Origin of the sequence: Chryseobacterium capnotolerans, from assembly GCF_021278965.1 — a bacterium.
GTDB lineage: Bacteria > Bacteroidota > Bacteroidia > Flavobacteriales > Weeksellaceae > Chryseobacterium > Chryseobacterium capnotolerans.
In genome coordinates this window covers 5,208,506-5,231,911 of record NZ_CP065589.1, presented here as the reverse complement: position 1 = coordinate 5,231,911, position 23,406 = coordinate 5,208,506, and the positions used below count along the sequence as shown (strand labels likewise).

At 35.8% G+C, this 23,406-nt stretch carries 23 protein-coding genes and 3 pseudogenes; 10 read left to right on the top strand and 16 right to left on the bottom strand.

Annotated features, from left to right (window positions below; translation table 11 throughout):
* Window positions 1-6 precede the first annotated feature (6 nt).
* The 4 genes from H5J24_RS24910 to H5J24_RS24895 form a co-directional block, all read right to left on the bottom strand.
* Window positions 7-684 carry an RluA family pseudouridine synthase gene (locus H5J24_RS24910; RefSeq protein ID WP_068939172.1) on the bottom strand — a complete coding sequence of 226 codons (678 nt, stop codon included), beginning with the start codon at window positions 682-684 and terminating at the stop codon, window positions 7-9.
* 5 nt (window positions 685-689) lie between these two features.
* Window positions 690-1,013, bottom strand: coding sequence for a hypothetical protein (locus tag H5J24_RS24905; protein ID WP_068939170.1), 324 nt, complete (start codon window positions 1,011-1,013; stop codon window positions 690-692).
* A 3-nt stretch (window positions 1,014-1,016) separates the two neighbouring features.
* A complete protein-coding gene (gene panB / locus H5J24_RS24900; RefSeq protein ID WP_068939168.1) occupies window positions 1,017-1,832 on the bottom strand; it encodes a 3-methyl-2-oxobutanoate hydroxymethyltransferase in 816 nt (271 codons plus the stop codon).
* 63 nt (window positions 1,833-1,895) lie between these two features.
* The gene (locus H5J24_RS24895) at window positions 1,896-2,609 is read right to left on the bottom strand and encodes a Crp/Fnr family transcriptional regulator (protein ID WP_045501403.1); all 714 of its coding nucleotides are present in this window, start codon (window positions 2,607-2,609) and stop codon (window positions 1,896-1,898) included.
* An 89-nt stretch (window positions 2,610-2,698) separates the two neighbouring features.
* Here H5J24_RS24895 and H5J24_RS24890 point away from each other — a divergent pair.
* The 9 genes and pseudogenes from H5J24_RS24890 to H5J24_RS24850 all read left to right on the top strand — a co-directional run bounded on the left by H5J24_RS24890 (window position 2,699) and on the right by H5J24_RS24850 (window position 12,320).
* Window positions 2,699-5,078 (top strand): annotated as a pseudogene (locus tag H5J24_RS24890) (heavy metal translocating P-type ATPase).
* A 109-nt stretch (window positions 5,079-5,187) separates the two neighbouring features.
* Window positions 5,188-5,397, top strand: coding sequence for a cbb3-type cytochrome oxidase assembly protein CcoS (ccoS, locus tag H5J24_RS24885; protein WP_068939164.1), 210 nt, complete (start codon window positions 5,188-5,190; stop codon window positions 5,395-5,397).
* Between the two features lie 21 nt (window positions 5,398-5,418).
* The gene (gene ccoN, locus H5J24_RS24880) at window positions 5,419-7,680 is read left to right on the top strand and encodes a cytochrome-c oxidase, cbb3-type subunit I (protein ID WP_068939161.1); all 2,262 of its coding nucleotides are present in this window, start codon (window positions 5,419-5,421) and stop codon (window positions 7,678-7,680) included.
* Window positions 7,681-7,698: 18 nt separating this feature from the next.
* Window positions 7,699-7,899, top strand: coding sequence for a cbb3-type cytochrome oxidase subunit 3 (locus tag H5J24_RS24875; RefSeq protein ID WP_045501410.1), 201 nt, complete (start codon window positions 7,699-7,701; stop codon window positions 7,897-7,899).
* Between the two features lie 10 nt (window positions 7,900-7,909).
* Entirely contained in the window at window positions 7,910-8,791 is an 882-nt protein-coding gene (locus H5J24_RS24870) for a cbb3-type cytochrome c oxidase N-terminal domain-containing protein (RefSeq protein WP_068939159.1), read from the top strand.
* Between the two features lie 96 nt (window positions 8,792-8,887).
* Window positions 8,888-10,342, top strand: a complete 1,455-nt coding sequence (ccoG, locus tag H5J24_RS24865) for a cytochrome c oxidase accessory protein CcoG (protein ID WP_068939157.1) — start codon at window positions 8,888-8,890, stop codon at window positions 10,340-10,342.
* A gap of 9 nt (window positions 10,343-10,351) precedes the next feature.
* Window positions 10,352-10,804 (top strand): FixH family protein, encoded by a 453-nt coding sequence (locus tag H5J24_RS24860; RefSeq protein ID WP_068939155.1) that lies wholly within the window; start codon window positions 10,352-10,354, stop codon window positions 10,802-10,804.
* A pseudogene (locus H5J24_RS24855) lies at window positions 10,795-11,552 on the top strand (sulfite exporter TauE/SafE family protein). The gene H5J24_RS24860 and the pseudogene H5J24_RS24855 overlap by 10 nt, the downstream one beginning before the upstream one ends.
* A 27-nt stretch (window positions 11,553-11,579) precedes the next feature.
* Entirely contained in the window at window positions 11,580-12,320 is a 741-nt protein-coding gene (locus tag H5J24_RS24850) for a hypothetical protein (RefSeq protein ID WP_068939151.1), read from the top strand.
* A 63-nt stretch (window positions 12,321-12,383) separates the two neighbouring features.
* On the opposite strand, the gene H5J24_RS24845 is transcribed toward H5J24_RS24850, so the two are convergent.
* Window positions 12,384-12,848 carry an Lrp/AsnC family transcriptional regulator gene (locus H5J24_RS24845; protein WP_068939149.1) on the bottom strand — a complete coding sequence of 155 codons (465 nt, stop codon included), beginning with the start codon at window positions 12,846-12,848 and terminating at the stop codon, window positions 12,384-12,386.
* A 153-nt stretch (window positions 12,849-13,001) separates the two neighbouring features.
* On the opposite strand from H5J24_RS24845, the gene H5J24_RS24840 reads away from it, so the two are divergent.
* A complete protein-coding gene (locus tag H5J24_RS24840) occupies window positions 13,002-14,081 on the top strand; it encodes a PLP-dependent cysteine synthase family protein (protein WP_096788258.1) in 1,080 nt (359 codons plus the stop codon).
* A 69-nt stretch (window positions 14,082-14,150) separates the two neighbouring features.
* On the opposite strand, the pseudogene serS reads toward H5J24_RS24840, so the two are convergent.
* The 11 genes and pseudogenes from serS to H5J24_RS24785 form a co-directional block, all read right to left on the bottom strand.
* Window positions 14,151-15,418 (bottom strand): annotated as a pseudogene (serS, locus tag H5J24_RS24835) (serine--tRNA ligase).
* Between the two features lie 63 nt (window positions 15,419-15,481).
* Window positions 15,482-15,985, bottom strand: a complete 504-nt coding sequence (locus H5J24_RS24830) for a hypothetical protein (protein ID WP_068939143.1) — start codon at window positions 15,983-15,985, stop codon at window positions 15,482-15,484.
* Window positions 15,986-15,999: 14 nt separating this feature from the next.
* Complete coding sequence (locus H5J24_RS24825) at window positions 16,000-16,785, bottom strand: MATE family efflux transporter (RefSeq protein ID WP_232815934.1); 786 nt, start codon at window positions 16,783-16,785, stop codon at window positions 16,000-16,002.
* Between the two features lie 119 nt (window positions 16,786-16,904).
* Window positions 16,905-17,249, bottom strand: a complete 345-nt coding sequence (locus tag H5J24_RS24820; RefSeq protein WP_232815933.1) for an oligosaccharide flippase family protein — start codon at window positions 17,247-17,249, stop codon at window positions 16,905-16,907.
* 45 nt (window positions 17,250-17,294) lie between these two features.
* Window positions 17,295-18,407, bottom strand: a complete 1,113-nt coding sequence (locus H5J24_RS24815; RefSeq protein WP_068939139.1) for a glycosyltransferase — start codon at window positions 18,405-18,407, stop codon at window positions 17,295-17,297.
* 6 nt (window positions 18,408-18,413) lie between these two features.
* Window positions 18,414-18,902 carry a hypothetical protein gene (locus tag H5J24_RS24810; protein ID WP_068939137.1) on the bottom strand — a complete coding sequence of 163 codons (489 nt, stop codon included), beginning with the start codon at window positions 18,900-18,902 and terminating at the stop codon, window positions 18,414-18,416.
* A gap of 156 nt (window positions 18,903-19,058) precedes the next feature.
* Window positions 19,059-19,679: a hypothetical protein gene (locus H5J24_RS24805; RefSeq protein ID WP_232815932.1), complete on the bottom strand. Its 621-nt coding sequence runs from the start codon at window positions 19,677-19,679 to the stop codon at window positions 19,059-19,061.
* A 77-nt stretch (window positions 19,680-19,756) separates the two neighbouring features.
* A complete protein-coding gene (locus H5J24_RS24800) occupies window positions 19,757-20,152 on the bottom strand; it encodes a hypothetical protein (protein WP_232815931.1) in 396 nt (131 codons plus the stop codon).
* A 50-nt stretch (window positions 20,153-20,202) separates the two neighbouring features.
* On the bottom strand, window positions 20,203-20,988 hold the full coding sequence (locus H5J24_RS24795; RefSeq protein ID WP_065400895.1) for a (Fe-S)-binding protein: 786 nt from the start codon (window positions 20,986-20,988) through the stop codon (window positions 20,203-20,205).
* Window positions 20,989-21,077: 89 nt separating this feature from the next.
* A complete protein-coding gene (locus tag H5J24_RS24790; RefSeq protein WP_068939133.1) occupies window positions 21,078-22,409 on the bottom strand; it encodes a 4Fe-4S dicluster domain-containing protein in 1,332 nt (443 codons plus the stop codon).
* Window positions 22,410-22,417: 8 nt separating this feature from the next.
* Window positions 22,418-23,368, bottom strand: a complete 951-nt coding sequence (locus H5J24_RS24785; protein ID WP_068939131.1) for an MlaD family protein — start codon at window positions 23,366-23,368, stop codon at window positions 22,418-22,420.
* Window positions 23,369-23,406 lie beyond the last annotated feature (38 nt).

Sequence of the window (23,406 nt, the reverse complement as noted above, 5' to 3'; positions counted from 1 at the left end):
ATATGGTTATTCTTCGCAAGCTCTCCAGATCGCATCATTCTGCGGAACAGGAGCTATAATTTCAATCTTTTCCTTGGTAACAGGATGAATAAACTCTAATTTTCTGGCATGAAGATTAATTCCTCCATCCGGATTGGAACGTGGCGAACCATATTTTAAATCTCCTTTAATCGGAACACCTGTTTTAGATAGCTGGGCTCTGATCTGGTGATGCCTTCCGGTTTCAAGATCTATTTCAAGAAGCAGATAATTATCTAAAGTTTTGATAATATTATAGGTAAGAATAGCCTCTTTAGCTCCTTCTGTAGCTTTTGGAAAAACAATCGCCTTGTTATTCTTTTCGTTTTTCTTTAAATAATGAACAAGTCTTTGGCTTTGTGGAATTAATTCTTTCCCCACTACTGCCCAATAGGTCTTTTTAACTTCACGATTCTTCACCATCTGAGTAAGACGGGAAAGCGCTTTTGAGGTTTTAGCATAAATAACCAGCCCTGAAGTGGGACGGTCTATACGATGAACCAAGCCGAGAAAAACATTTCCCGGCTTAGCATCTCTTATTTTTATAAAGTTTTTGATAGATTCTAATAGTGATTCATCACCCGTCTTATCACCTTGTACAAGCTGACCAACTTTTTTGTTCACTACCAGAAGATGGTTGTCTTCATATACAATCTGCTCCTTCATTCAGTCTATCTGTTTCTGTTTCTATTGGACATTGAAAGAATAATCCCTGCCAAAAGACCAATTGTTTTAAGTCCCGAAATCATTGAACTATCCGGCAACAAAGCTCCAACCACACAAACTGCTGCTGCTGCATACATCGCATACATAAAGTTTTTATTGGTCAGCATCGGTGCCTGAATAAAGAAACTTGCCCCTATCAGAACATAGAAGACTTTTCTGGAAAGTAAATGATTGATCTCAGGTGAAAATAAATTGAACCAGCCTATAGCAAGACAGATTAATGCAGCAATAGATAATATTCCCTGAATAGATTGTTGTTGATTTTGCATGAATTAATAACTTTCGTTTTGGTTAGGGAATTCTACGTTCTTTACATCCTTTACATATTGAGACACAGCTCCTGTAATCTCTGTGTAAAGATCAAGGTATCTTCTTAAAAATTTAGGACTGAAACCCTTATTCATTCCCACCATATCATGATATACCAAAACCTGACCGTCACAATCAGCTCCGGCTCCAATTCCGATAGTAGGAATAGAAATGCTCTCAGTCACTTTTTTAGCAAGTTCAGCAGGAATTTTTTCCAATACAACAGAAAAGCATCCTAATTCTTCTAAAAGCTGAGCATCAGCAATCAGTTTTTCAGCTTCTGCCTCTTCTTTTGCTCTTACTTTATACGTTCCGAATTTATAAATAGACTGTGGTGTTAATCCTAAGTGTCCCATTACAGGAATTCCTGCATTGATGATTTTTTTAATAGATTTTGAAATCTCTTTTCCACCTTCAATTTTAACGGCATGAGCACCTCCTTCTTTCATCATTCTTACTGCAGACTCTAATGCTTTTTCAGGATTACTCTGATACGTTCCGAAAGGCAGATCAGCTACCACTAAAGCTCTGTCCGTTCCTCTTACCACACTTTGTGCATGGTAGATCATTTGGTCTAATGTAATAGGTAATGTAGTTTCAAAACCTGCCATTACATTAGCTGCAGAGTCTCCAATCAAAATAGCATCTACTCCACCAGCATCTACCATTTTTGCCGTGGTAAAGTCATAAGCAGTAAGCATTGTTATTTTTTCCTTGTCGAATTTCATTTTACGCAAGGTTTCAGTTGTAACTTTTTTAATTTCAGAGTGAACAGACATAATTTATCTATTTTTTAAAAGTTAAAAAGTCGGCCATTTAGCCGACTTAAGTTTTTATGATTTTTATAAAACTACGTGACCGAGTTTCATGAGTTTATCGTGATTTAGAATCTTGATGTTTCGTCCGTCAACTTCTATCAGGTTATCCTGTTTGAATTCTGAGATCAGACGGATGGCACTTTCAGTAGCAGTACCAATGATGTTGGCAATTTCTTCTCTGGTTAACGAGATCTTGATAAAACCTTCCGGGTCTACTCCTAATTTCTGTTCCAAAAGCAGCAATATTTCAGCCAGCCTTTCTCTCACCGTTTTCTGGGCAAGGAACGTGATGGTATTGGAAGATTCTCCTAATTCGTAAGAAATTTTCTGAAGCATTACGAAAGACAATTGCGGATCTACTTCCAGAAGATACATAAAGATATCTGCTGGTAAGAAAACACATTCAATGTCTGTCATAGCTTCTGCTTTGGCTTGGAAATTTTCCCCGCAAAGCAAAGAACGATAGCCGATAATATCCCCTTCTTTGATAAATCTTAAAATCTGATCTTTCCCAAATGCTCCTGATTTTGAAAGTTTAGCGGCTCCTTTTTCAAGTACGAACACCCCTTTTGGCGTTTCCCCATCCTCGAAAATAGTATCGTGTTTCTGAAAACTCAATCTTTTTTTACCGTTAATATATTTTTCAAAATCTGCGCTAGAAAGTCTTTCCTTAAATGATTTATCATTAAAAACTCTGGCGAACCTCTCTTCAATGGCTATCTGTTGTTCCTGCGGCATTTTATATGATATTTATCACAAAAATAGAACTTTTTAACTCGATAAACAAAAAAAATTGTTATAATTTTGTAGTTCAATAATTTAGGGAGGTGAGCGAGAACTGTTTTCATTGTGGTCAAGGGATAGAAAAAGAGAGAATTTTGTTTGATGAAAAGACTTTCTGTTGCAATGGCTGTAAGTCTGTTTATGAAATTCTGAATACAAACAATTTAAGTAATTTCTATGAACTTAATAAAGGGGCAGGAATTCGTCCGAGCGATGAAAGTTCTACTCAATTCGCTTATTTAGACACTCCGGAAATTTTTGAAAAGATCACAGATTTTTCTGAAGGAAACACCAGCCTTGTTACCTTTAAAATCCCTGTAATTCACTGCTCTTCCTGTATCTGGTTATTGGAAAGCCTTCATACCCTGAATCCTTATATTAAATATTCACAGGTTAACTTTACCAGAAAAACCTTACAGATTTCATTCAATCATAACGATCTAAAATTAAGCGATCTAGCTAATTTTTTAACAAATTTAGGATACAAACCTGTTATCAGTCTTGAAACTGCAGAAAAAAATGTTGACCATCTTGATAAATCACTTCTTGTAAAATTTGCGATTGCAGGTTTTGCTTTCGGAAACGGAATGTTTTTAGCGTTCCCGGAATATGTAGGAGGTGAAGATTACTGGATGGAACATTATAAAGGACTTTTCAGAGTTCTGATGTTCTTACTGGCATGCCCGGTAGTATTTTATTCTGCTTCCGATTATTATAAATCCGCCTGGTATGGTTTAAAAAAATAAAATCGTTAACATTGATGTTCCAATTGTATTAGGAATATTCGTTCTCTTCGGAAGAAGTATTTATGAAGTGGCAACAGATTACGGCCCAGGATATTTTGATACTTTATGTGGTCTTCTTTTCTTCATGTTGATGGGAAAACTGTTCCAGAAAAGAACTTATAGCGCTCTTTCTTATGACAGAGATTATAAGTCATTTTATCCTATTGCTGTAACGAAAGTAGACTTTGAAGGGAAACAGGAAAACATCCTTCTTTCTGAAATAAAAGTGGGAGACAGAATTCTAGTTAGAAACCAGGAAATCATCCCTGTAGACGCTATCCTGATCAACGGAGAAGGAAATATTGACAACAGTTTTATCACAGGAGAAAGTGAAAGCATCAGCAAACAACCGGGAGACAAAATCTTTGCAGGTGGTAAGCAGGTAGGATCATCTTTGGAACTTGAAGTGATTAAAGATGTAGACCAAAGTTATCTGACGCAGCTTTGGAATAAAGAAGCATTCAAGAAACACGAGACCGGCCTAGATACCCTGACTAACAATATCAGTAAATATTTCACCTTTATCATTTTAGGTATTGCATTGATTTCCGGAATTTATTGGGCATTCATCGATTTAGAGAAGATGTTCCAGGTTATTTCTGCCATTCTTATTATAGCATGTCCTTGTGCCCTTGCACTATCCGCACCGTTCACTTTCGGTCACATTATGAGAATTTTAGGCCGAAATAAGTTTTATGTAAAAGATACTTTAACGATTGAAAAAATCGCCAAATTAGACACTATCGTTTTTGATAAAACAGGAACCATTACCCACAGAAAAAAATCCAACATCAAGTATGAAGGATCTGAGATGAATGAGTTCGACCAACTGAATATCAAAACATTATTAAAAAATTCCAACCATCCACTGTCCAAGTCTCTTTATGAATACATAGAGCTTAATGACAACTATTTCCCAGTTGAAAACTTCCAGGAGATTTCAGGAAAAGGCTATGTAGCCAGCATAAGGGGAAATAATTATAAAATTGGTTCTGCCCGCTACAACAATCAAGAACCTAAGAACCTTGAAACCGCAGTTTACATCAGCAAAAATGACGAATTTTTAGGAAAATTTATCTTCAAAAATGAATACAGACCTAAACTTAAAGACTTATTCAAAAAACTCACCCAATACAAAATATTTATTCTGAGTGGGGATAATTCCTCAGAAGAAACACAGCTTAAAGAGCTTATTCCAAATTACAAAGGAATGGCTTTCAACCAGAGTCCGGAAGATAAATTGAACTACATCAAAAACCTTCAGGATCAGCACATGAAAGTGGCTATGCTAGGGGATGGACTGAATGACGCAGGAGCGCTAAAACAAAGTAACGTAGGGATTGCCATCGCTGATGACACCAATAGCTTTACCCCCTCTTCTGATGTCATTATGAACGGTGAAAAAGTGGTTACTTTGGATGACTACCTAAACGTCTGCAAAGGTTCGATTACTATTGTGAAAATGACATTTATAATCAGTTTTCTTTATAACATTGTTGGGTTAAGTTACGCTGTTACAGGCCACATGCATCCGCTTTTCGCTGCAATTATCATGCCTGTAAGTTCCATTACAGTAGTTACTTTTACTACAGTTTCAACTTGGATACTAGGTCGAAAATACTTCAAAAACCGGGCTTAAACCCGCTTATTTAGACTGATTTTAAATTAGCTGAAATCGGCATTTCGTGATGAATGTCATTATTTTTCACTAAATTTGAACCCCGAAAATAGGTTAATTTTGTTGTCCAATGGATATTCTATATTTAATGATCGTCTGCAGTGTTTCTTTAGCTGCGATCTTCCTGGTCGTATTTATAGTGTATGCCAGAAAAGGGCAGTTTGAAGATGATGAATCTCCTGCTGTCAGAATCCTTTTCGATGATGAAGTCAAGGAAAAAGATGAAACTGGCGACAAAAATAAAGACGAGAAAGAAATAGGAGAAAATAATAAAAATTGAGAAAAATAGTGAATAGTTGATATGGAAACACAAAAGTTTAGTTATGACAATAGTATTGTCCGTGCGTTCCTCTATGCGACCATTATCTTTGGTTTCATAGGATTTACGTTCGGGCTTACGGCGGCATTAATGCTTTTCTACCCTGAATTACCTGAATTCTTATTCGGTACAGATGATACAACCATTAAAAGTTTGGCATCGGGTAATATTCAAGGGTTAATAAACACTCATGGAGCGTTTGGTTTTGGTAGAATCAGAATGTTGCACACCAATACCGTGATCTTTGCGTTCGTGTGTAATATTGTTTATGTAGGGGTATACTACTCTACGCAAAGATTATTGAAGACAAGAATGTATAGTGATACATTATCTTGGATTCACTTCTGGACATGGCAGTTTATGATTGTTGCTACGTTCATTACCTTCTTTATGGGTATTAACACTTCTAAAGAATATGCTGAACATGAGTGGCCGATAGACATCCTGATTGCATTCTCATGGATTATTTTCGGGGCTAATATGATTCTCACTATTTCAAAGAGAAGAGTAAGGCACCTTTATGTTGCTATTTGGTTCTATCTTGGAACTTGGGTAGCAGTAGCAATGCTTCACATTTTCAACAACCTTGAGGTTCCATTATCTTTCTCTGGCTGGAAGTCTTATTCTGCATATGCAGGAGCAAAAGATGCCATCGTACAATGGTGGTATGGTCACAATGCAGTAGCATTCGTATTGACAACTCCAGTTCTAGGTCTAATGTATTACTTCTTACCAAAAGCTGCAGACAGACCTGTATTCTCATACAAACTGTCTATTATTCACTTTTGGTCACTAATCTTCGTATATATCTGGGCTGGTCCTCACCACCTTCAGTATACCGCTCTTCCAGCATGGGCACAGGCAGTGGGAACAGGTTTCTCTATTATGCTTATCGCACCATCTTGGGGAGGAATGTTAAATGGTCTTCTTACCTTGAGAGGAGCTTGGGATAAAGTAAGAGAAAATCCTATTCTTAAGTTCTTCGTAGTTGCAGTTACTTGTTATGGTATGGCAACGTTTGAAGGACCGCTTTTAGCAACTAAAAACATCAACAAAATTGGTCACTTTACAGACTGGGTTATCGGTCACGTACACTTAGGAGCTCTTGGATGGAATGGTTTCATGGCATTCGGGGTTATCTATTACCTGGTACCAATTATGTGGAGAACAAAAATCTGGTCTGTAAAATTAGCTAACTGGCATTTCTGGTTAGGTACTTTAGGAATCATTTTCTATGCAGTACCCATGTATATTTCTGGATTCACACAAGGATTAATGTGGAAGCAATTCAACCCGGACGGAACATTATTATGGAAAAACTGGTTGGATACAGTAACTGCAATTATTCCTTACTTCAAAATGAGATTCTTAGGAGGGTTATTCTATATTTCTGGAGCTATCCTAATGATTGTTAACGTAATTGCTACCGTAAGAAAAGGATCATTCCAGAAAGAAGTTCCTGCTGAAGCACCGGCATTAGCAAATATTGGTAACAAACGTAAAGAAGGAGAAGGATTCCACCTTTGGTTGGAAAGAATGCCATTACTTTTAACAGTATTATCATTATTTACTATTTCCATCGGAAGTATGGTAGAAATTATTCCTACTCTTACTCTTAAGAAAAGTGTCCCTACAATTTCTGCGGTAAAACCTTATTCACCGCTTGAGCTTGAAGGTAGAGATATTTATATCCGTGAAGGATGTAATGCTTGTCACTCTCAGATGATCAGACCGTTCAGAGATGAGATTACAAGATTTAACGGTAAAAACGGACAGTATTCTAAAGCTGGAGAGTTCATCTATGACAGACCATTCCTTTGGGGATCTAAGAGAACTGGACCAGATTTACATAGAGAAGGTGGTAAAAACCCAAGTTCTTGGCACTACAAGCACATGTATAACCCAAGATCTACTTCTGCAGGTTCTATCATGCCTCGTTACCCTTGGTTAATTGCTACGAACTTAGACAGATCTAAAATGGTAGATAAAATGAAGCTTATGAAGAACACATTTGATGTTCCTTACACAAAAGCTGAAATTGATTCTGCAGATAAGTGGGCAAACAACCAATCGGCAAAAATTGTAAAAGATATCTTCTCTGAAGCAAATGACTTGAAAGAAGCTTATGCTAAGAGACCTCAGGGAGAATTAGAGAAAAAAGAAATCATTGCTCTTATTTCTTATCTTCAGAGATTAGGAACAGATATTAAAACAACTGAAATTAAAACAGCAAGTAATAACTAAAAACATTAAAAGGTTAGTATGATTCCTCAGAACTTTAAAGATATATTATCCAATACAGAAAATGCTGGCTTCTACCAGACACTGGCTCTGATTTTCTTTATGCTGTTCTTCGTAGCTCTGGTAATCTATGTTTTTAGCAAGCCTAAGAAATATTACAAAGAGGAAGAAGAAGCTCCTTTAGGAGAGGATGAAGACGACGATTTTAATTTAAAAAATTAAACTATTTTTTATGAAACAAAGAACACCTGTTGTTGTAAACATCTTGATAATAATTGGACTTTTAATAGTTTTTTATTATTTGTTTGTGCAGAGCTACGCGTTCCTAGCTTCGCCTTACTTCTGGGGAACTGTTGTGATAGCTGGTATCCTTGCCTTTATCCACAGTGCTATTGGAGATTTAATTGAAAACAACAAATTCAAAAAATTATCTCCGGAAGAGAAAGCGGCTTATTTAGCTGAAAAGAAAATTCCTTTCTTCAAAAGAATGTATGCAGCTGCCTTTAAAAAGCAATCTGATACAGAAGAAAAAGATATCCTTATTGACCACGGTTTCGACGGAATCATGGAGTTGGATAACCAATTACCAAAATGGTGGGTAGGTTTATTCTATTTTGGGACTGCTTTTTGTATTGTATATATTGCAGCTTACTCTTTCACAGATTTCGCTCACCCGTTAAGCGAATATGAAAAAGAATACAAAGAGCAATTGGCAAGCATTGCAGCTTATGAAGCAAGCCAGCCTCCTGTAACGATTGAAACAGCTAAATATTCAGCTGATAATATCGCAGAAGGTAAAGAATTATTCAAAACAAACTGTGCATCTTGTCACAAAGAAGACGGTAGTGGTGGTATCGGTCCAAACCTGACTGATAACTTCTGGATCAATCAGCCTGAGAAGACGTTATTCAAAAACGTATTCCACATGGACTGGAATGGTTCTCCTACTAACCCTGCGATGAGAGCATTCGGTAAAAATGGAGAAGTTTCTGGAGCTGAAATTGAAAAGATTGCAGCTTATGTATATCACATTAACCAGGAATTACCACCAGTGACTCAGGCTCAAGGAGGAGCAGCTCCTCAAGGAACTGAAGCACATTGGGAAAAAGAATAATTTAGAAAAATTAGAAACATATGAAAAAAACATAATTTGTTATTACCTTAAAAATAGTAACGAATTATGTTTTTTCTTTTTTAAACACATTACAATATGTCAGACATAGAAGAAATAGAAGTACGAGGCGGACAGGGACAGGTTCTGGACCCTGAAACTTACAGAGATTCTATAGGGACAATGGAGCAATCCGGTAAAAGAAGATGGGTTTTTCCAAGGAAACCAAAAGGGAAATACACCAACTATAGAAACATTGTAAGCTATCTACTATTAATCATTTATTTTTCATTACCGTTCATCAAAATCAATGGTAACCCATTGTTGATGTTCAATGTTATAGACAGGGAATTTTTCATCTTTGGACAGCCTTTCTATCCACAAGACTTTTTTATCCTGACTTTAGGTGCCATCGCATCCTTAATCTTTATTATCGTTTTTACGATTGCATTCGGAAGAATTTTCTGCGGGTGGATTTGCCCTCAGACAATTTTTATGGAATCGATCTTCCGTAAAATCGAATATCTGATTGAAGGTGACCGAAACAAGCAAATGAAGCTGGACAGACAGGAGTGGGATAGCGAAAAGATTTGGAAAAGAACTTTAAAATGGTCTGTTTATATCGTTATTTCACTCATCATCACCCACTTTATGTTTATGTATATTGTTGGATATGAAGAGGTATTCAAAATTGTTTCTGAAGGACCATTTGCCCATCCTACCAATTTTATTGTAATGATTCTCCTTACCGCTGCATTTTACTTTGTATTTGCATGGTTCAGAGAACAGGTATGTACATTAGTTTGTCCATACGGCCGACTACAAGGAGTATTGATTGATAAAGATACAATCAACGTTTTCTACGACTTCAAGAGAGGGGAAAACAGATCAAAATGGAGAAAAGGTGAAGATCGAAAAGCAGCTGGAAAAGGAGATTGTATCGATTGTCACCAGTGTGTAGTGGTATGTCCTACCGGAATTGACATCAGAGACGGACAGCAGCTGGAGTGTATCAACTGTACAGCCTGTATTGATGCCTGTGATGAAGTGATGGAAAAAGTAGGCCTACCAAAAGGACTGGTAAGATATGCTTCCGAAAATGAAATTGAGAAAGAAACTCAGTTCAAATTTACAGGAAGAATGAAAGGATTCAGTATATTCTTATTACTACTGGTAGGGTTCTTAGGATACCTATTGTACAGCCGTGGAGAAATGGAAGCTAAATTCATTAAACCAGCAGGGAGTACATTCTTTGTGAAAGAAGGAAAAATTATCAATACTTATAATTATACTTTCCTGAATAAGACCAATGAGAAAAAAATCGTTACCATCAAAGTAATAGATCCTGCACATGGTGAAATCACTTATAGTGCATCAAGTAAAATTCCTGTAGACAGAGATAAAATTTCTAAGGGGACCATCAATATCAGTTTCCCGGAAGATGAAATGAAACTTTCCAAACAGAATATTACAATCGGGGTTTATGACATGAAGGGTAAACTTATCGATTCTTATCAAACTTATTTTGAAGGACCATTTAAATTACAATTTTAATTAGACAAAATGAAGAACTTTAGTTGGGGACACGGTGTTGTAGTTGCATTATTAGCATTTATTATTTTTATATTATCGATGATGTTTCTTTTCCCGAACGGGCAAAAGAATTCTGAAATGGTTACTGATAATTATTATGAGGAAGAATTACAATACCAGGATGTAATTGATGCCAAAAAAAGGGCCGATGAACTACAGGAAAAACCTGCATACAGCCAAGACGCTAATGGAATTAAAATCGTTTTTCCAAAAGATTATACTTCTACAAACACTACGGTAAAATTTGTTTTAAACAGAACCGACGATCAGAATTTAGATATCAAAAAATCTGTAGAGCTTGATGGCAACCAATCATTCATAATACCTGCACAGGTATTGAAAATGGGGAATTATACCTTAAGACTGAGCTGGACAAAAGACAAAACAGACTACCGAATGGACTATGATGTGATATGGAAATAGGACTTGTTATATCGGCTATTGCTTTAGGCTTTGCTTCCGGTTTTCACTGTATCGGAATGTGTGGTCCTATTGCTTTATCCATGGGATTAACAAAAAAGCAAGCAACCAATTTTTATCTTCAAAATCTTACCTATCAGTTTGGAAGAATTTTCACCTATTCTTTACTAGGTGCACTTCTGGGTATCATAGGGCAAGGATTTGAAATGGCAGGATTTCAGAAATACCTGACCATCACGGCCGGTATTCTGCTTATTGTTATGGCTTTATTTTCATTTGGTGGAAAAGACTTTGCTTCAAGAATTCCTTTTCTGTCCAAATTTTTATACTCTGTAAAGTCAAACCTAGGGCGGGTACTACAAAAAGCAGACTACCGTTCAAGATTTACAACTGGGGTTCTTAATGGCTTCTTACCATGTGGAATGGTTTATATGGCACTTACAGCAAGTCTTGCTGGGGGGGAATATGGCAGGGAGCTTTATATATGGCTTTATTTGGTTTGGGAACCCTTCCGTTCATGTTTGCCGTTGTTCTGGCCGGAAACCTCATGAATCAGGCCTTCAGAGCGAAAGTTTTAAAAGCTGTACCTGTCATTATGATTATTCTGGGGGGGCTTTTCATACTTAGAGGCTTAGAATTGGGTATTCCTTATGTTTCGCCAAGAGCTGAAGCTATGACCATCTCTAAAGATCATAATGGAGCCAATTGTCATATTGAAGGGCACGACCACTCCTCTACTAACTGCCATTAAATCTGCTTTTTCATTTATTTCATTTTCATGAAGAAAATATTTTTTTTATTGTCAATATGTCTTTTTATATTACAATCATGCAATGTAAGTTCCGAAATTGTCTATCATAAGGATGCCACTTCCACTTCCGTAACTGATATTGATATGAGAAGATTTTTGGCAGAAGTAAGAGCCGCCACACCAGATTCTTTGAAAGATAAAGATGAATACAGTGACCTGAATAAATATCCTGCTGCCTGGACAAACCTTCAGGAACTGGAACAAAAGAGCAGAGAAGTAAAGGACACCAATCCGGATCACATTAGAATCATGAATAAGATCTTCATGAAGACCAACAGGGAAAATGAGGCCCCTACAGGTGTTTCCTTGAAAACAGAACATTTCAACCAGGATGATTACACTATTCTCAGCAACTATCTCAAAGCAGAAAAATTACCTGTTGAACAGAATATTTTTAACCCCTGGGATGGAAAAGTGCTCACCATCAATACAGAAAATTTTAATCTAAAAAATATTCAGGCGTCAATAACATCAAGTCGTACCAAAGACGATCCTCAAAAAATAGAAGGAATGATGATGATGTACTTTAAGAATATCGGCACTACCCTGAAGTTTGAGAATAAAATAAAATCAATTACAGGAAAGCATGACTGGCTGAAACAGATCGATGATTATACGTTAAAAATCACTTATGATCTTAAAGCCTTATATGAGCAGGAAACAACATTTAAAAATTCAGATCAAAAGATTATCATTGTAACAGAATAAACAAAATAGCCATGCTTTATTAATTATCAAAAACTGAATTTCCCTTTTTAAAAAATAAAAAGATTATAATTTCAGAGGAAACGCTGTAACACTTTTCACCTCAGATAATGCAAAATATGTATGAACTGTATTCACATGCGGAAGTAAGGATAGTTTATACCGCAGGAACAGATTATAAGCGTCCATATCTTCTGTAACAACGCGAAGCAAAAAATCATACGAGCCTGCGATCTGGTAGCACTCCATCACTTCCGGAAGCTTAACAACTTCCTTTTCAAATTCCTGAAGAACTTCAAAAGTATGGGCTTTCAAAAAAACCTGGGAAAAAGAGATTAATCCTAGTCCCAATTTATGTCTATCTAATAGCACTACTGTCTTTTTAATATATTCGTTAGCTCTAAGTTTTTTAACACGTTCATGTATAGCAGCAATTGATAAATGCAGTTCTAGAGAAAGTTGTTTATTATTCAAAGTAGCATCTTCCTGCAACAGCCTTAGCAGCTTTATGTCAATAGCATCCAATTTCATTTTGAATTTATTTTGGTGGTCATACTAATTTATTAAAAAAATCGTATTTTTTTTGTTTTCTCATTATATACCAGAAAATTTCTTGAATTTCTTGTACCCTTTTGAATAAAAGATGGAGTACTACTAGTTTTGCATCATATTAATATCAAACACATGATGTCAAAAATTGAAAAAAACGAGTTTAACAAAAAATGTCTGTCTCCTGAATTAGAAAGCAGATTCAAACACTTATGGCACCTAATCGGCAACACTCCCATGCTCGAATTACAATATATTTATAAAGGTAAGCCTGGAAAAATATATGTAAAATGTGAAAACTATAATCTTACGGGTAGTATTAAAGACCGTATGGCCTTATATATTTTATACAAGGCCTATATGAACTGTCATATCCGTCCCGAAGATACCATCATTGAAGCCACCAGTGGCAATACAGGAATTGCCTTTTCTGCTATCGGAAAAGCTTTAGGCCATCAGGTTAAAATTATTATGCCTAATTGGCTAAGCAAAGAGCGTATAGATATTATAAAAAGCATGGGAGCTGAGATTGAACTCATATCCAAGGAAGAAGGAGGCTTTTTAGGGAGTATTCAATTAAGTGAAAAACTGGCAGCTAAAGGTGGTGTGTTTTTGCCACGTCAATTTGAAAATCAATATAATGCCGAAGCTCATGAGATGACAACAGGAAAAGAAATTCTACTACAGCTTTCTTCTAAAGGGCTGACACCTGATGCATTCGTCGCTGGAGTGGGTACCGGAGGAACAGTAATGGGAATAGGAAAACAATTAAGAAATCACCATCCCAATATTAAAATTCATCCTTTAGAGCCATTGGAAAGTCCTACCTTAACGACCGGATACAAAATAGGATCTCATCGTATACAAGGGATTTCAGATGAGTTTATCCCTGCGATTGTAAAATTGAATGAATTGGATCATGTTATATGTGCGGCAGATGGAGACTCTATCATTGTAGCTCAAAAGCTGGCAAAACAACTTGGATTAGCTGTAGGAATTTCTTCAGGAGCCAATATTATTGGGGCTATAAAATTAAAAGAACAAATGGGAGATGATGCTACTACTGTAACATTGCTTCCTGATGATAATAAAAAATATTTAAGTACCGATTTGATGAAAGAAGAACCGATGAAGAATGATTATATTTCTAAAGAGCTGACCTTTACAGGCTTTTCAACTATTTCACGACTTGAAAAGCCATTATTAGGTCTCTAATTTACAGAGATAAGGAAATACAAAATCCCCTTTCAAAAATTGAAAGGGGATTTTTATTATTACAATAGTTTAGTTAATCACATCGAATCTTGCGTATTCAGCAATTTTTTTAGGAAGTTTAATTCCTTCTAAAGTCTGATTATTCTCCAACAAAGCTGCCATAATTCTTGGCAATGCCATTGCAGAACCATTCAGTGTGTGTACCAATTGAGATTTACCATCTGCTTTATAACGGCATTTCAGTCTGTTAGCCTGGAACGTTTCAAAGTTGGAAACAGAACTTACCTCTAGCCACATTTCCTGTGCAGCACTCCATACCTCAAAGTCATACGTCATCGCAGACGCAAAACCTGTATCTCCACCACAAAGTCTTAAGACCCTGAATGGAAGTTCAAGATCTGTAAGGATTTCTTTAATATGCTCTACCATTTCCTCTAAAACAGCATAAGAGTTTTCAGGCTTTTCAATTCTTACAATCTCTACCTTTTCAAATTGGTGAAGGCGGTTCAATCCTCTTACATGAGCACCGTAGCTGCCTGCTTCTCTTCTGTAACATTGAGAGAAAGCTGTATTTTTAATAGGAAGATCTCTTTCATCCAATAATACATCACGGTAAAGATTTGTTACCGGAACTTCTGCTGTAGGGATCAGATATAAATTATCTTCATTGATATAATACATCTGTCCTTCTTTATCAGGTAACTGTCCGGTTCCGTAACCTGAAGCTTCGTTCACAACGTGAGGTGGATTAACTTCTGTATATCCCTTCTCTACGTTCTTATCTAGAAAATACTGAACCAAGGCTCTTTGTAGTCTTGCTCCTTTTCCTAAATAAACAGGGAATCCTGCTCCAGCGATTTTTACTCCTAATTCAAAATCAATAAGGTTATATTTTTTAGCGAGTTCCCAATGAGGGATCGCTCCTTCACCAAGACCTTCTACGGTATGAGACTGGAAAATAATTTCGTTGTCATCTGCAGAAACACCGCTTTTTACCAATTCATTTGGAATGTTTGGAAGTTGGTACAAAATGTTTAATAATTCTGTTTCTTTTACTTCCAGTTGAGATTTCAATTCTGAACTCGACTCTTTGTACTGTGCTGTTTTAGATTTTGCTGATTCCGCTTCTTCTTTCTTTCCTTCCTTCATTAAAAGTCCAATTTCCTTGGAGATTTTATTGATCTCGGAAAGCTGGGAATCTAATTCAAATTGGATTCTTTTTCTTTCGTCGTCAGTAGCAATAGCTTCGTCTACCAACTCAAGATTCTTGAATTGTCTTTTTTAAGACCTTCTAAAACGCGTTCTTTGTTGTCGCGTAAAAAATTGACTTGTAACATTTTATTTAGATGTTAAATATTAAATTTAGCCTAATATAAGCTAACAATTTTACAAATTTAAAACTATTTTGTGATAGTTACGTTATTTATCGAATTAGGAGCACCCGATTCTTTTGAAAATACGGATTCTGAATTATATAAAACCTCTGAAACCTGAAATAATTCCGGCGTATTTCGGTAATGAATTTCAAGAGTATCAGTATCCGACTCAGTAGCATTATTAACAGTCCTATTTAAGGTAATTCTCATCTTTGAATAATAATTTACTCCTGAAGAATCAAACTTTTTCCTTTTGGCTCCTGCCAAATATTCTATATAAAAAACAGAATCCTGCCTCATTCTAAGAGGGATGGTGGTTACTGGAGAATTGTCTTTGTCTCCCAACATATCATTCACTGAAAAGCTTGTAAAAGATCCGCTCTTTTTAGCATTCAATAAATCCGGGTTGGTATCAGATCTCATATAGATATTCATAATTTGATCAATTCTCTGCAAAGATTCTTCATCCTGACTACAACTTGTCAGGGCAAAAAGAATGACCATGATTCCAAAAACAATGTTTCTCATAACGCAAAGATAATTTATTTCAACTTTCTAAGATAAGAGTAGAATGAAAACATCATTAAAAACCCCACAAGCGTCATTGTTAACCCCAATGAAGCAGCCATCCCCAATACTCCTGAAGATGGAACTAAAAAGTAAGAAAAAATACTTAATACAACCAATGAAAGAATTGAAAAAAAGGTATTTCTTTTCATCAACCCAACGGCTGCCAATAAATTCCCATATAGATTTCTCAACAGCATGCTTCCACAAAAAACTCCTAACAAAACAGAAAATGCAAAGGCATTATCTGTATATTGCTCCCCAAAAAATAATCTGATAATATAATGACTCAAAAGACTTCCGCCTATCCATATTAAAATACAAATTGGGATGAAGAGTTTATAATAATTGATAATATAACTCGTGAGAAAAGATTTATCAAGATGATTTTTAGCAATTGTTGGATAATCACTCTGCATAAAAGAAAGTGCTAAAAAAGTAATATTGGCTGGAATCAGCAAAGCTACTTTGTAATTAGCAACCACACTCTCATCCTTAAAGAAACTGAGCAGTAGAATATCTGCAGAGAAAAAAGCATCGGATAAAAGAGCCGTTATAGAAGCATGTACTGCAAAACTCCATATCCCTTTTTTATTAAGTTTCAGGTACGAATTATGAGTTTTCCATGATGATTTTTTAAACCAAAAAAGAGAAAGAAACGGAGCTATAGCGTTCGCAATTAAATACCCATACAATCCCCAAAGGGTTGAGAACACAATCATCATCAATAGCCCTGAGATATTGACAACATTACTTATCATTGCAAATTGTCTGTTGTCAAGATATACACGGCGTTCAGCCTGAATATGGCTAAGAAAGTAAACTCCAATGAGTCGGATCGTAAAGAAAAAGAAAATATAAAATATGTAGTAGTAATGAGTTACATAAAAAAAAAGCCAATAAAAAAAAATACAAGACTTAAAATCAGTTGATAGTAAAATCCTTTTTTAAACAAATAGGCAGATAATTCTTTTTTATCTTTTTCCGAATTACTGAGAGAACCAAATCTAACAAGGCTTTGAGGGCTTCCAAAACCACTAAATGGAGCAAAAACAGCAAAAACAGAGGCTACAATGCTTAGCAGTCCAAAATCTTTTTCCGACAATATCCTGATCATGAATAGAGACCCTGAAAATGCACATATTTTCATTATAAGCAAGGAAAAAAATACATGCTGCCCTTTGTTAGCAAGAAATGCATTAATAAAATCTTTTAAGCTTTTCATTTCAGTATAGTCAACAGGAAATAAAGAAACACCAAATTTACTGCTTTAAACAATGCTTTTATAAACTTCACTAAATTGCTTAGCAATAGCTGGTATAGAAAAATTATCTACAACATACTGGTGAAGTGCTTCCGGGGAATCTGTTTTATGATTTCCACATAACATATTTTTCATTGCCATATAGAGCTCTTCTTCAGACTTATCAATAATGATCCCCTGATTTTCATTGATAATTTCGGGGATAGCCCCTACTCTGGTAGCAATTACCGGAACACCGGAAGAAAGGGATTCCAGAAGAACACATGAAAAGCTTTCATAATCACTGAAAAGAACAAAACAATCACTTTGTCTCATTTTTTCAGCAACTTCCTGATAGGCTATTTCAGCAAAAGTTTTAATATATTCTTTTCCATTGTACTTCAAGATCAGGCTATCTAACCTTTCTACATCTCCATCACCTCCAATGTGAAGTTCAAAATTTTCAAATTCTTTTCTAAGCCTAACAGCTGCATTAATTATGGCATCTGGATTTTTAAGAGCAATAAGATTAGAGATATGAAGAAAAGTAAAGATATTATTTTTAAGCTTTTGCGGTACAAAAAGTTCAGTATCCACAACATTTCCTACAACTTTAGAGTTCTTCCCTATTTTAAGGTCTTTTAAATTATTCATCAGAACTTTGCTTACAGGAAAAATATAAGATGCCTTACCTCCAATATACCTAGCCGTAAGAATATTTATTACAGATAGTTTGAACCTATTGACAGGAAGGAAACCAGACCAATGTTCTGATACAACAAAAGGAATTCTGAATTTTTCCTTTAAATATACTGCAAAAAACATAGAATTGTGCAGTATATTTGCATGTACCAGATCTGGTTTTTTAAGCTCTGAAAAGCCTTTCTGATACGCATTCATCCTATTTCTGAAATTCAGAACCGGGTTTCTGGAACCTCTATAATATACAATAAGTGTTCTTATTCCGTTAATCATCTGATCTTCAAAAATAAGCTCTTCTTCTTGATGAGGATCTCCTATAGCATGTAATATTTCCACCTCATGCAACAACGCCACTGCTTCTGCGTGACGCTGTACAAAATTACCGTTCGTAGGTTCTTGCCTATTCGGAAACCAGGAGGATATAAAAAGAATTTTCAAGAGAGATTATTTTATAGAAGAAGCCCAGCTTTTTTCAAATGGTAATAGAAAATGGCTTAGAAAATCAAGATAAGTATTTTTAGAAAAATCAAAAACCTGAATATCTTTTGATAATTCACCGTTTCTTAGCTTGTTCTTAAAGTCAAGAAGTTTCAATGTTTTTACTTCTCCGTTTTCTACAAAACTCGCTTTCATTCTGTCAAACAAGCCTAATTGGTACTCCTCATCAATCTCTCTCATGATCTTACCCAAAGCATCAATACTGCACCCTGAAGCAGCTTCCTTCTCTTCATCCACACATACGATAATGAATTGATTTTTTTCAATTTTAAATGATGACGAAAGGGGTTTTCCATGCGCAGCCCAGGTTGCCAGAAAATCAAACAGCTTTTCTGTGATTATCTTTGCTTCTTTGGTTTCAAATGGTCTTGATGCCGGATATATAATAACTCTGTAATCGTTTGTTTCTACAACGTTTGATTCTTCAATTTTCATATCTAATCAATTTTAAAGGATAAAATTACGATTTTTTATTCAGACAGAATGTGACTTACGTCCTGTAAAGATATTCTTTCCAATTAAAGACAGTTTACGTTCTTGAAATGTCTAGCGACAGCAATTTTATATCCATTTTTTAATACATACAATCATTTAATTTTTAATTGTATAATATTTTTGGCTCAATACATGGAGCATCATAAGAAAAAGCGGAAAAATAAACGGGAAGAAGAATCTCAATCCTGCCGTATGCGGAAAGAAAAAGAATTTGATGTACACATTCACCAGGAAAAGTACTGAAATCATCCTTACCCATGCATCTTTGGAACACCAAAATACTATTGCGATCATGATACTTACAGACAGAGTCACTTTTTTAAAGTAGATCAGTTTGATATACATAATACTCAGATAGTCTTTTAGGCTTATTTCAATAGGATGGGTGGAAATAATAGGCCTTCTGTAGATAAAAGTATCATAAAAAAGGTCTTTCCAACCGGGATAATGGTAAAATTTAATAATTGCAAGAAACATCAACAGAAGTACTGCACCCTGAGCAATAAGGGAAAAATCAATCTTCTTTTCTCTAAAATAGTAAAAGAAGAAAACAGCAATAATATAAGTCAGGGCAAATGTGATATAGTCCGGACGTATAAGGGTGATTGCAAACAGAAGTACAAACATCTCCCATTTACTCCATTTTTTGATCAAACCAATGATAAAAATCAGGATAAACTGGAAAATAAACATATCCGGAGACGAAACTCTTGACATATCTGTCATGGGCGGCAAAAGCATGACTGCTGCCGTTAGTCCTATTGCAAACCAATATTTCTTCGGAAATAAGAGTTTTATAATATAAAATAATAATAACCCTGAAAAAAATAAGAAATAAGACTGGTAAACAAGACTGCCATTGGAGAGGAAAGTCCCAACTTATAAAAGAGAGTTATTGCAAGAATATACCCTACTTTGATTTGAAAATAGGGTAATTGTTCTGTAAAAGATTGTGTATTTTTTACGAAATACTGCCTTGGAATATTCCACTGCTTTATCCCGATGATATCTGTATACTGGTCAGCAGGCGCTTCTTTTTTTATTTCATCGTAAGTTATAATTCTAACTTTATCCTGTGAATTGGGGAACTCAGAAGTATACATACTTCCTAGATATCCCGGCATATCCCAGTTATATACTCTGTTTTGGTAATTCCAGAATGTAAGAGCAGCAAGTATTGAAATAATCAAAAAAAAGGAGAGTTTCAATTCTACCTTCATAAACCGGTACAAGATTACAATTATAAATCGTCTGCTTCAGCAAGAAGTTCAACGATATCTTTTACTGCAACCTCTGTATTTTTATTGAAATGCTTTACTCCATCTGTCATCATAGTATTACAGAATGGGCATCCTGTAGCAATCACCTTTGGCTCAAAAGATAAAGCTTCTTCTGTTCTTTCAATATTGATGTCTTTATTCCCTTTTTCAGGTTCTTTAAACATCTGTGCACCACCGGCTCCACAACAAAGCCCGTTTGTTTTGCAGCGCTTCATTTCTACAAGTTCAGCATCCAATTTTTCAAGAAGCATTCTTGGAGCTTCATATTCATCATTGGCACGTCCCAGGTAGCATGGATCATGGAAAGTAATTTTTTTCCCTTTGAACGCCCCCCCTTCAATTTTCAATCTCCCTTCTTCCATTAAGGTTTTAAGGAATTGAGTATGGTGAACTACTTCAAAGTGACCTCCAAGACTTGGATATTCATTTTTAAGGGTATTGAAACAGTGTGGACATGCTGTTACAATTTTCTTCACTTCGTAAGCATTCAGAACTTCAATATTGGTAAGAGCCATCATCTGAAAAACAAACTCATTACCAGCTCTTTTTGCAGGATCTCCGGTGCAGCTTTCTTCCTGTCCCAAAACAGCAAATTCTACTCCTATCTTATTCAATATTTTGCAAAATGCTTTTGTAATTTTTTTAGCACGGTCATCAAAACTTCCTGCACAACCAACCCAAAATAAAACTTCCGGTGCTTTTCCTTCGGCAGCATATTCTGCCATTGTTTTTATATTGAAATCCATTTCTTTTCCAATTTGAAAATGTGAGAATTTGGAAATTTGAAAATGAATTGACTTTAATCAATTTTCAAATTTTCAAATTGATTAATTATTTAGTTTTCATTAGCCCAGTTCAGACGGTCTGCCTGATTATACTGCCAAGGGGCTGCATTATTTTCCACGTTCGTCATCATCAGATTCAATTCCTGTGGAGCAGCAGACTGTTCCATAACCAGAAACCTTCTCATTTCAAAGATAATAGAAAGTGGGTCTAACAATACAGGACAAGCATCTGTACAGGCATTACATGTAGTACAAGCCCAAAGTTCTTCCTTGGTGATATAGTCATTCAGCAGCTTTTTGCCGTCGTCTACAAATTTTCCATTTTTATCAATATTTCTGCCAACTTCTTCCAATCTGTCTCTTGTTTTCATTAAGATTAATCTCGGAGATAGTTTTTTTCCTGTAATATTAGCAGGACAAACAGAAGTACAACGTCCGCATTCTGTACAAGAATAAGCGTTTAATAATTGTACCTGATTAAGGTCAAAAATATCTTCAGCACCAAATTTAGAGGGCACATCAGCTTCAGCACCTTCTGCCGGTGCAGCATAAGGATCAGCGTTAGGATCCATCATCAATTTGATCTCTTTGGTTACAGAATCAAGATTGTTGAATTTTCCTTTTTTATCAAGATTTGCATACCAAGTACTTGGGAAGGCTAAAATAATGTGCAAATGCTTTGAATAATACAGATAGTTCATGAAAAACAGAATTCCTACAAAGTGGAACCACCAAGCTCCTTTTTCTGTAAAATGTAAAAATCCATCCCCAAAACCACTGAAAATAGGTCCTAAAAAAGTAGAACTAATAGGGAAACTTCCCAGTGCAGGCATTACGCCTCTTTGCTGTAGCACCCAATCAGCAGCATTCATTTTAAAGAAAGCCATCATTAAGGCAAATTCAATGATAAGAATCCAATTTGCATCCTGTTTTGGCCATCCGAAAAGTTCTTTCATGGTTAATCTCTTTACTCCATAAAAGTTTCTTCTGATGAAAAATACGACAACTCCTATTACTACAAGAAGTGCAAGAACTTCCAATGTCGCTGTAAAGAAGCTATAAAATCCGTTTCCGAAAACTGAAGCTAGGAAACGATGTGTTCCGAACAGTCCATCAACAATAATTTCAATAAGTTCTATATTGATAATCACAAAACCTACGTACACGAAAAGGTGCAAAACACCGGCAACAGGACGCTTTACCATCTTGCTCTGCCCCATAGCTACTCTAGCCATAGTACTCCAGCGCTCAGATTTTCTATCGTTTCTGTTGATCTCATGACCAAGTCTGATATTTCTATAGATCTTCAGCAGGCTTTTGGCAAACAGTCCAAATCCGGCCACTAATAAAATCAGGAAAATAATGTTATCGATGTACTGCATAAGGCATATTAGTCTTTATTGTTTTTACCGAAAACTGAGAAATTGATATATCTCTTAGGGTTCGCTTTCATATCTTCAATTAATGAATTCAAATTAGAAGACGCTGAGTTCAGATTATTGTACAGTTTGTCATCCTTCATCAGCTTTCCTAAGCTTCCCTCTCCTTTGTCTATTCCGCCAATTACTTGATTCAGTTTTCCTACCGTAGCATCAAGATTAGCAATCGTTGCGTTTAATTGCTTGGTATCAATACTCTGTGCTAGGTTTCCGTATTTATCCAGAGTTACTTTTCCACTTTGCATGGTAAGGCTTGCATCATCCAATACTTTCTGAAGTTTTGGATCGTTATGACCTACCAGGCTGTTTACATTTCCTGCAGTGGTCTGAAGTGCTCCTACTGTTTTGTTAAGGTTGGATAATAGAGCTTTTACTTCAGCTCTGTTTTGTGCATCAACCAGCAGATTAGCATTTGCCATTAAAGAGTCTACCCTGTGGAGAACTACCTGCAATTGATCTTTTACCGGACCTACCTGAGAAGAAAGACTTCCCAGTGTTCCCAGTTTGAAAGCCCCTTTCAACGTATCACCATCCTTGGCAGTTACACCGCCATACATTAGGTTTACTCTCATTTCTTTACCAGACATTAATCCTGGTTCAAAAATTTCCAGGGTTGAATTTTTTGAAAATTCAAATTTGTTATCAACCGTAATTTTTACAACAAAACTGATTTTACCATCCTTTGCTGTTTGAGGAATGATCTTATCAACCTGGCCTACTTTAAGACCATTAATAGACACCGCTGAAGATTGCGCGAGGCCTTCTACATTGTCATATTTTGCGTAAAAGATATTGTCGGTAGTAAAAAGGCTTTTCCCTTTCATAAATTGAAACAACACCACAAAGCCTACGATAGCTAGAAGTGCAATCACACCAGCTTTTAATTCTTTACTGAACTTCACTTGCTAATTTTTTTCTAATAAGCAAATATAATACATTT

Bases quoted from the DNA above. Each gene is read 5' to 3' on its own strand.
- H5J24_RS24905 (WP_068939170.1), bottom strand. From the start codon at position 1,013: ATGCAAAATCAACAACAATCTATTCAGGGAATATTATCTATTGCTGCA.
- H5J24_RS24825 (WP_232815934.1), bottom strand. From the start codon at position 16,785: ATGATAAGTAATGTTGTCAATATCTCAGGGCTATTGATGATGATTGTG.
- ccoS (WP_068939164.1), top strand. From the start codon at position 5,188: ATGGATATTCTATATTTAATGATCGTCTGCAGTGTTTCTTTAGCTGCG.
- panB (WP_068939168.1), bottom strand. From the start codon at position 1,832: ATGTCTGTTCACTCTGAAATTAAAAAAGTTACAACTGAAACCTTGCGT.
- H5J24_RS24910 (WP_068939172.1), bottom strand. From the start codon at position 684: ATGAAGGAGCAGATTGTATATGAAGACAACCATCTTCTGGTAGTGAAC.
- H5J24_RS24810 (WP_068939137.1), bottom strand. From the start codon at position 18,902: ATGAAAATTGAAGAATCAAACGTTGTAGAAACAAACGATTACAGAGTT.
- H5J24_RS24795 (WP_065400895.1), bottom strand. From the start codon at position 20,988: ATGGATTTCAATATAAAAACAATGGCAGAATATGCTGCCGAAGGAAAA.
- ccoN (WP_068939161.1), top strand. From the start codon at position 5,419: ATGGAAACACAAAAGTTTAGTTATGACAATAGTATTGTCCGTGCGTTC.
- H5J24_RS24875 (WP_045501410.1), top strand. From the start codon at position 7,699: ATGATTCCTCAGAACTTTAAAGATATATTATCCAATACAGAAAATGCT.
- H5J24_RS24870 (WP_068939159.1), top strand. From the start codon at position 7,910: ATGAAACAAAGAACACCTGTTGTTGTAAACATCTTGATAATAATTGGA.
- H5J24_RS24850 (WP_068939151.1), top strand. From the start codon at position 11,580: ATGAAGAAAATATTTTTTTTATTGTCAATATGTCTTTTTATATTACAA.
- H5J24_RS24895 (WP_045501403.1), bottom strand. From the start codon at position 2,609: ATGCCGCAGGAACAACAGATAGCCATTGAAGAGAGGTTCGCCAGAGTT.
- H5J24_RS24805 (WP_232815932.1), bottom strand. From the start codon at position 19,679: ATGTCAAGAGTTTCGTCTCCGGATATGTTTATTTTCCAGTTTATCCTG.
- H5J24_RS24840 (WP_096788258.1), top strand. From the start codon at position 13,002: ATGATGTCAAAAATTGAAAAAAACGAGTTTAACAAAAAATGTCTGTCT.
- H5J24_RS24845 (WP_068939149.1), bottom strand. From the start codon at position 12,848: ATGAAATTGGATGCTATTGACATAAAGCTGCTAAGGCTGTTGCAGGAA.
- H5J24_RS24860 (WP_068939155.1), top strand. From the start codon at position 10,352: ATGAAGAACTTTAGTTGGGGACACGGTGTTGTAGTTGCATTATTAGCA.
- ccoG (WP_068939157.1), top strand. From the start codon at position 8,888: ATGTCAGACATAGAAGAAATAGAAGTACGAGGCGGACAGGGACAGGTT.
- H5J24_RS24820 (WP_232815933.1), bottom strand. From the start codon at position 17,249: ATGAAAAGCTTAAAAGATTTTATTAATGCATTTCTTGCTAACAAAGGG.
- H5J24_RS24830 (WP_068939143.1), bottom strand. From the start codon at position 15,985: ATGAGAAACATTGTTTTTGGAATCATGGTCATTCTTTTTGCCCTGACA.
- H5J24_RS24790 (WP_068939133.1), bottom strand. From the start codon at position 22,409: ATGCAGTACATCGATAACATTATTTTCCTGATTTTATTAGTGGCCGGA.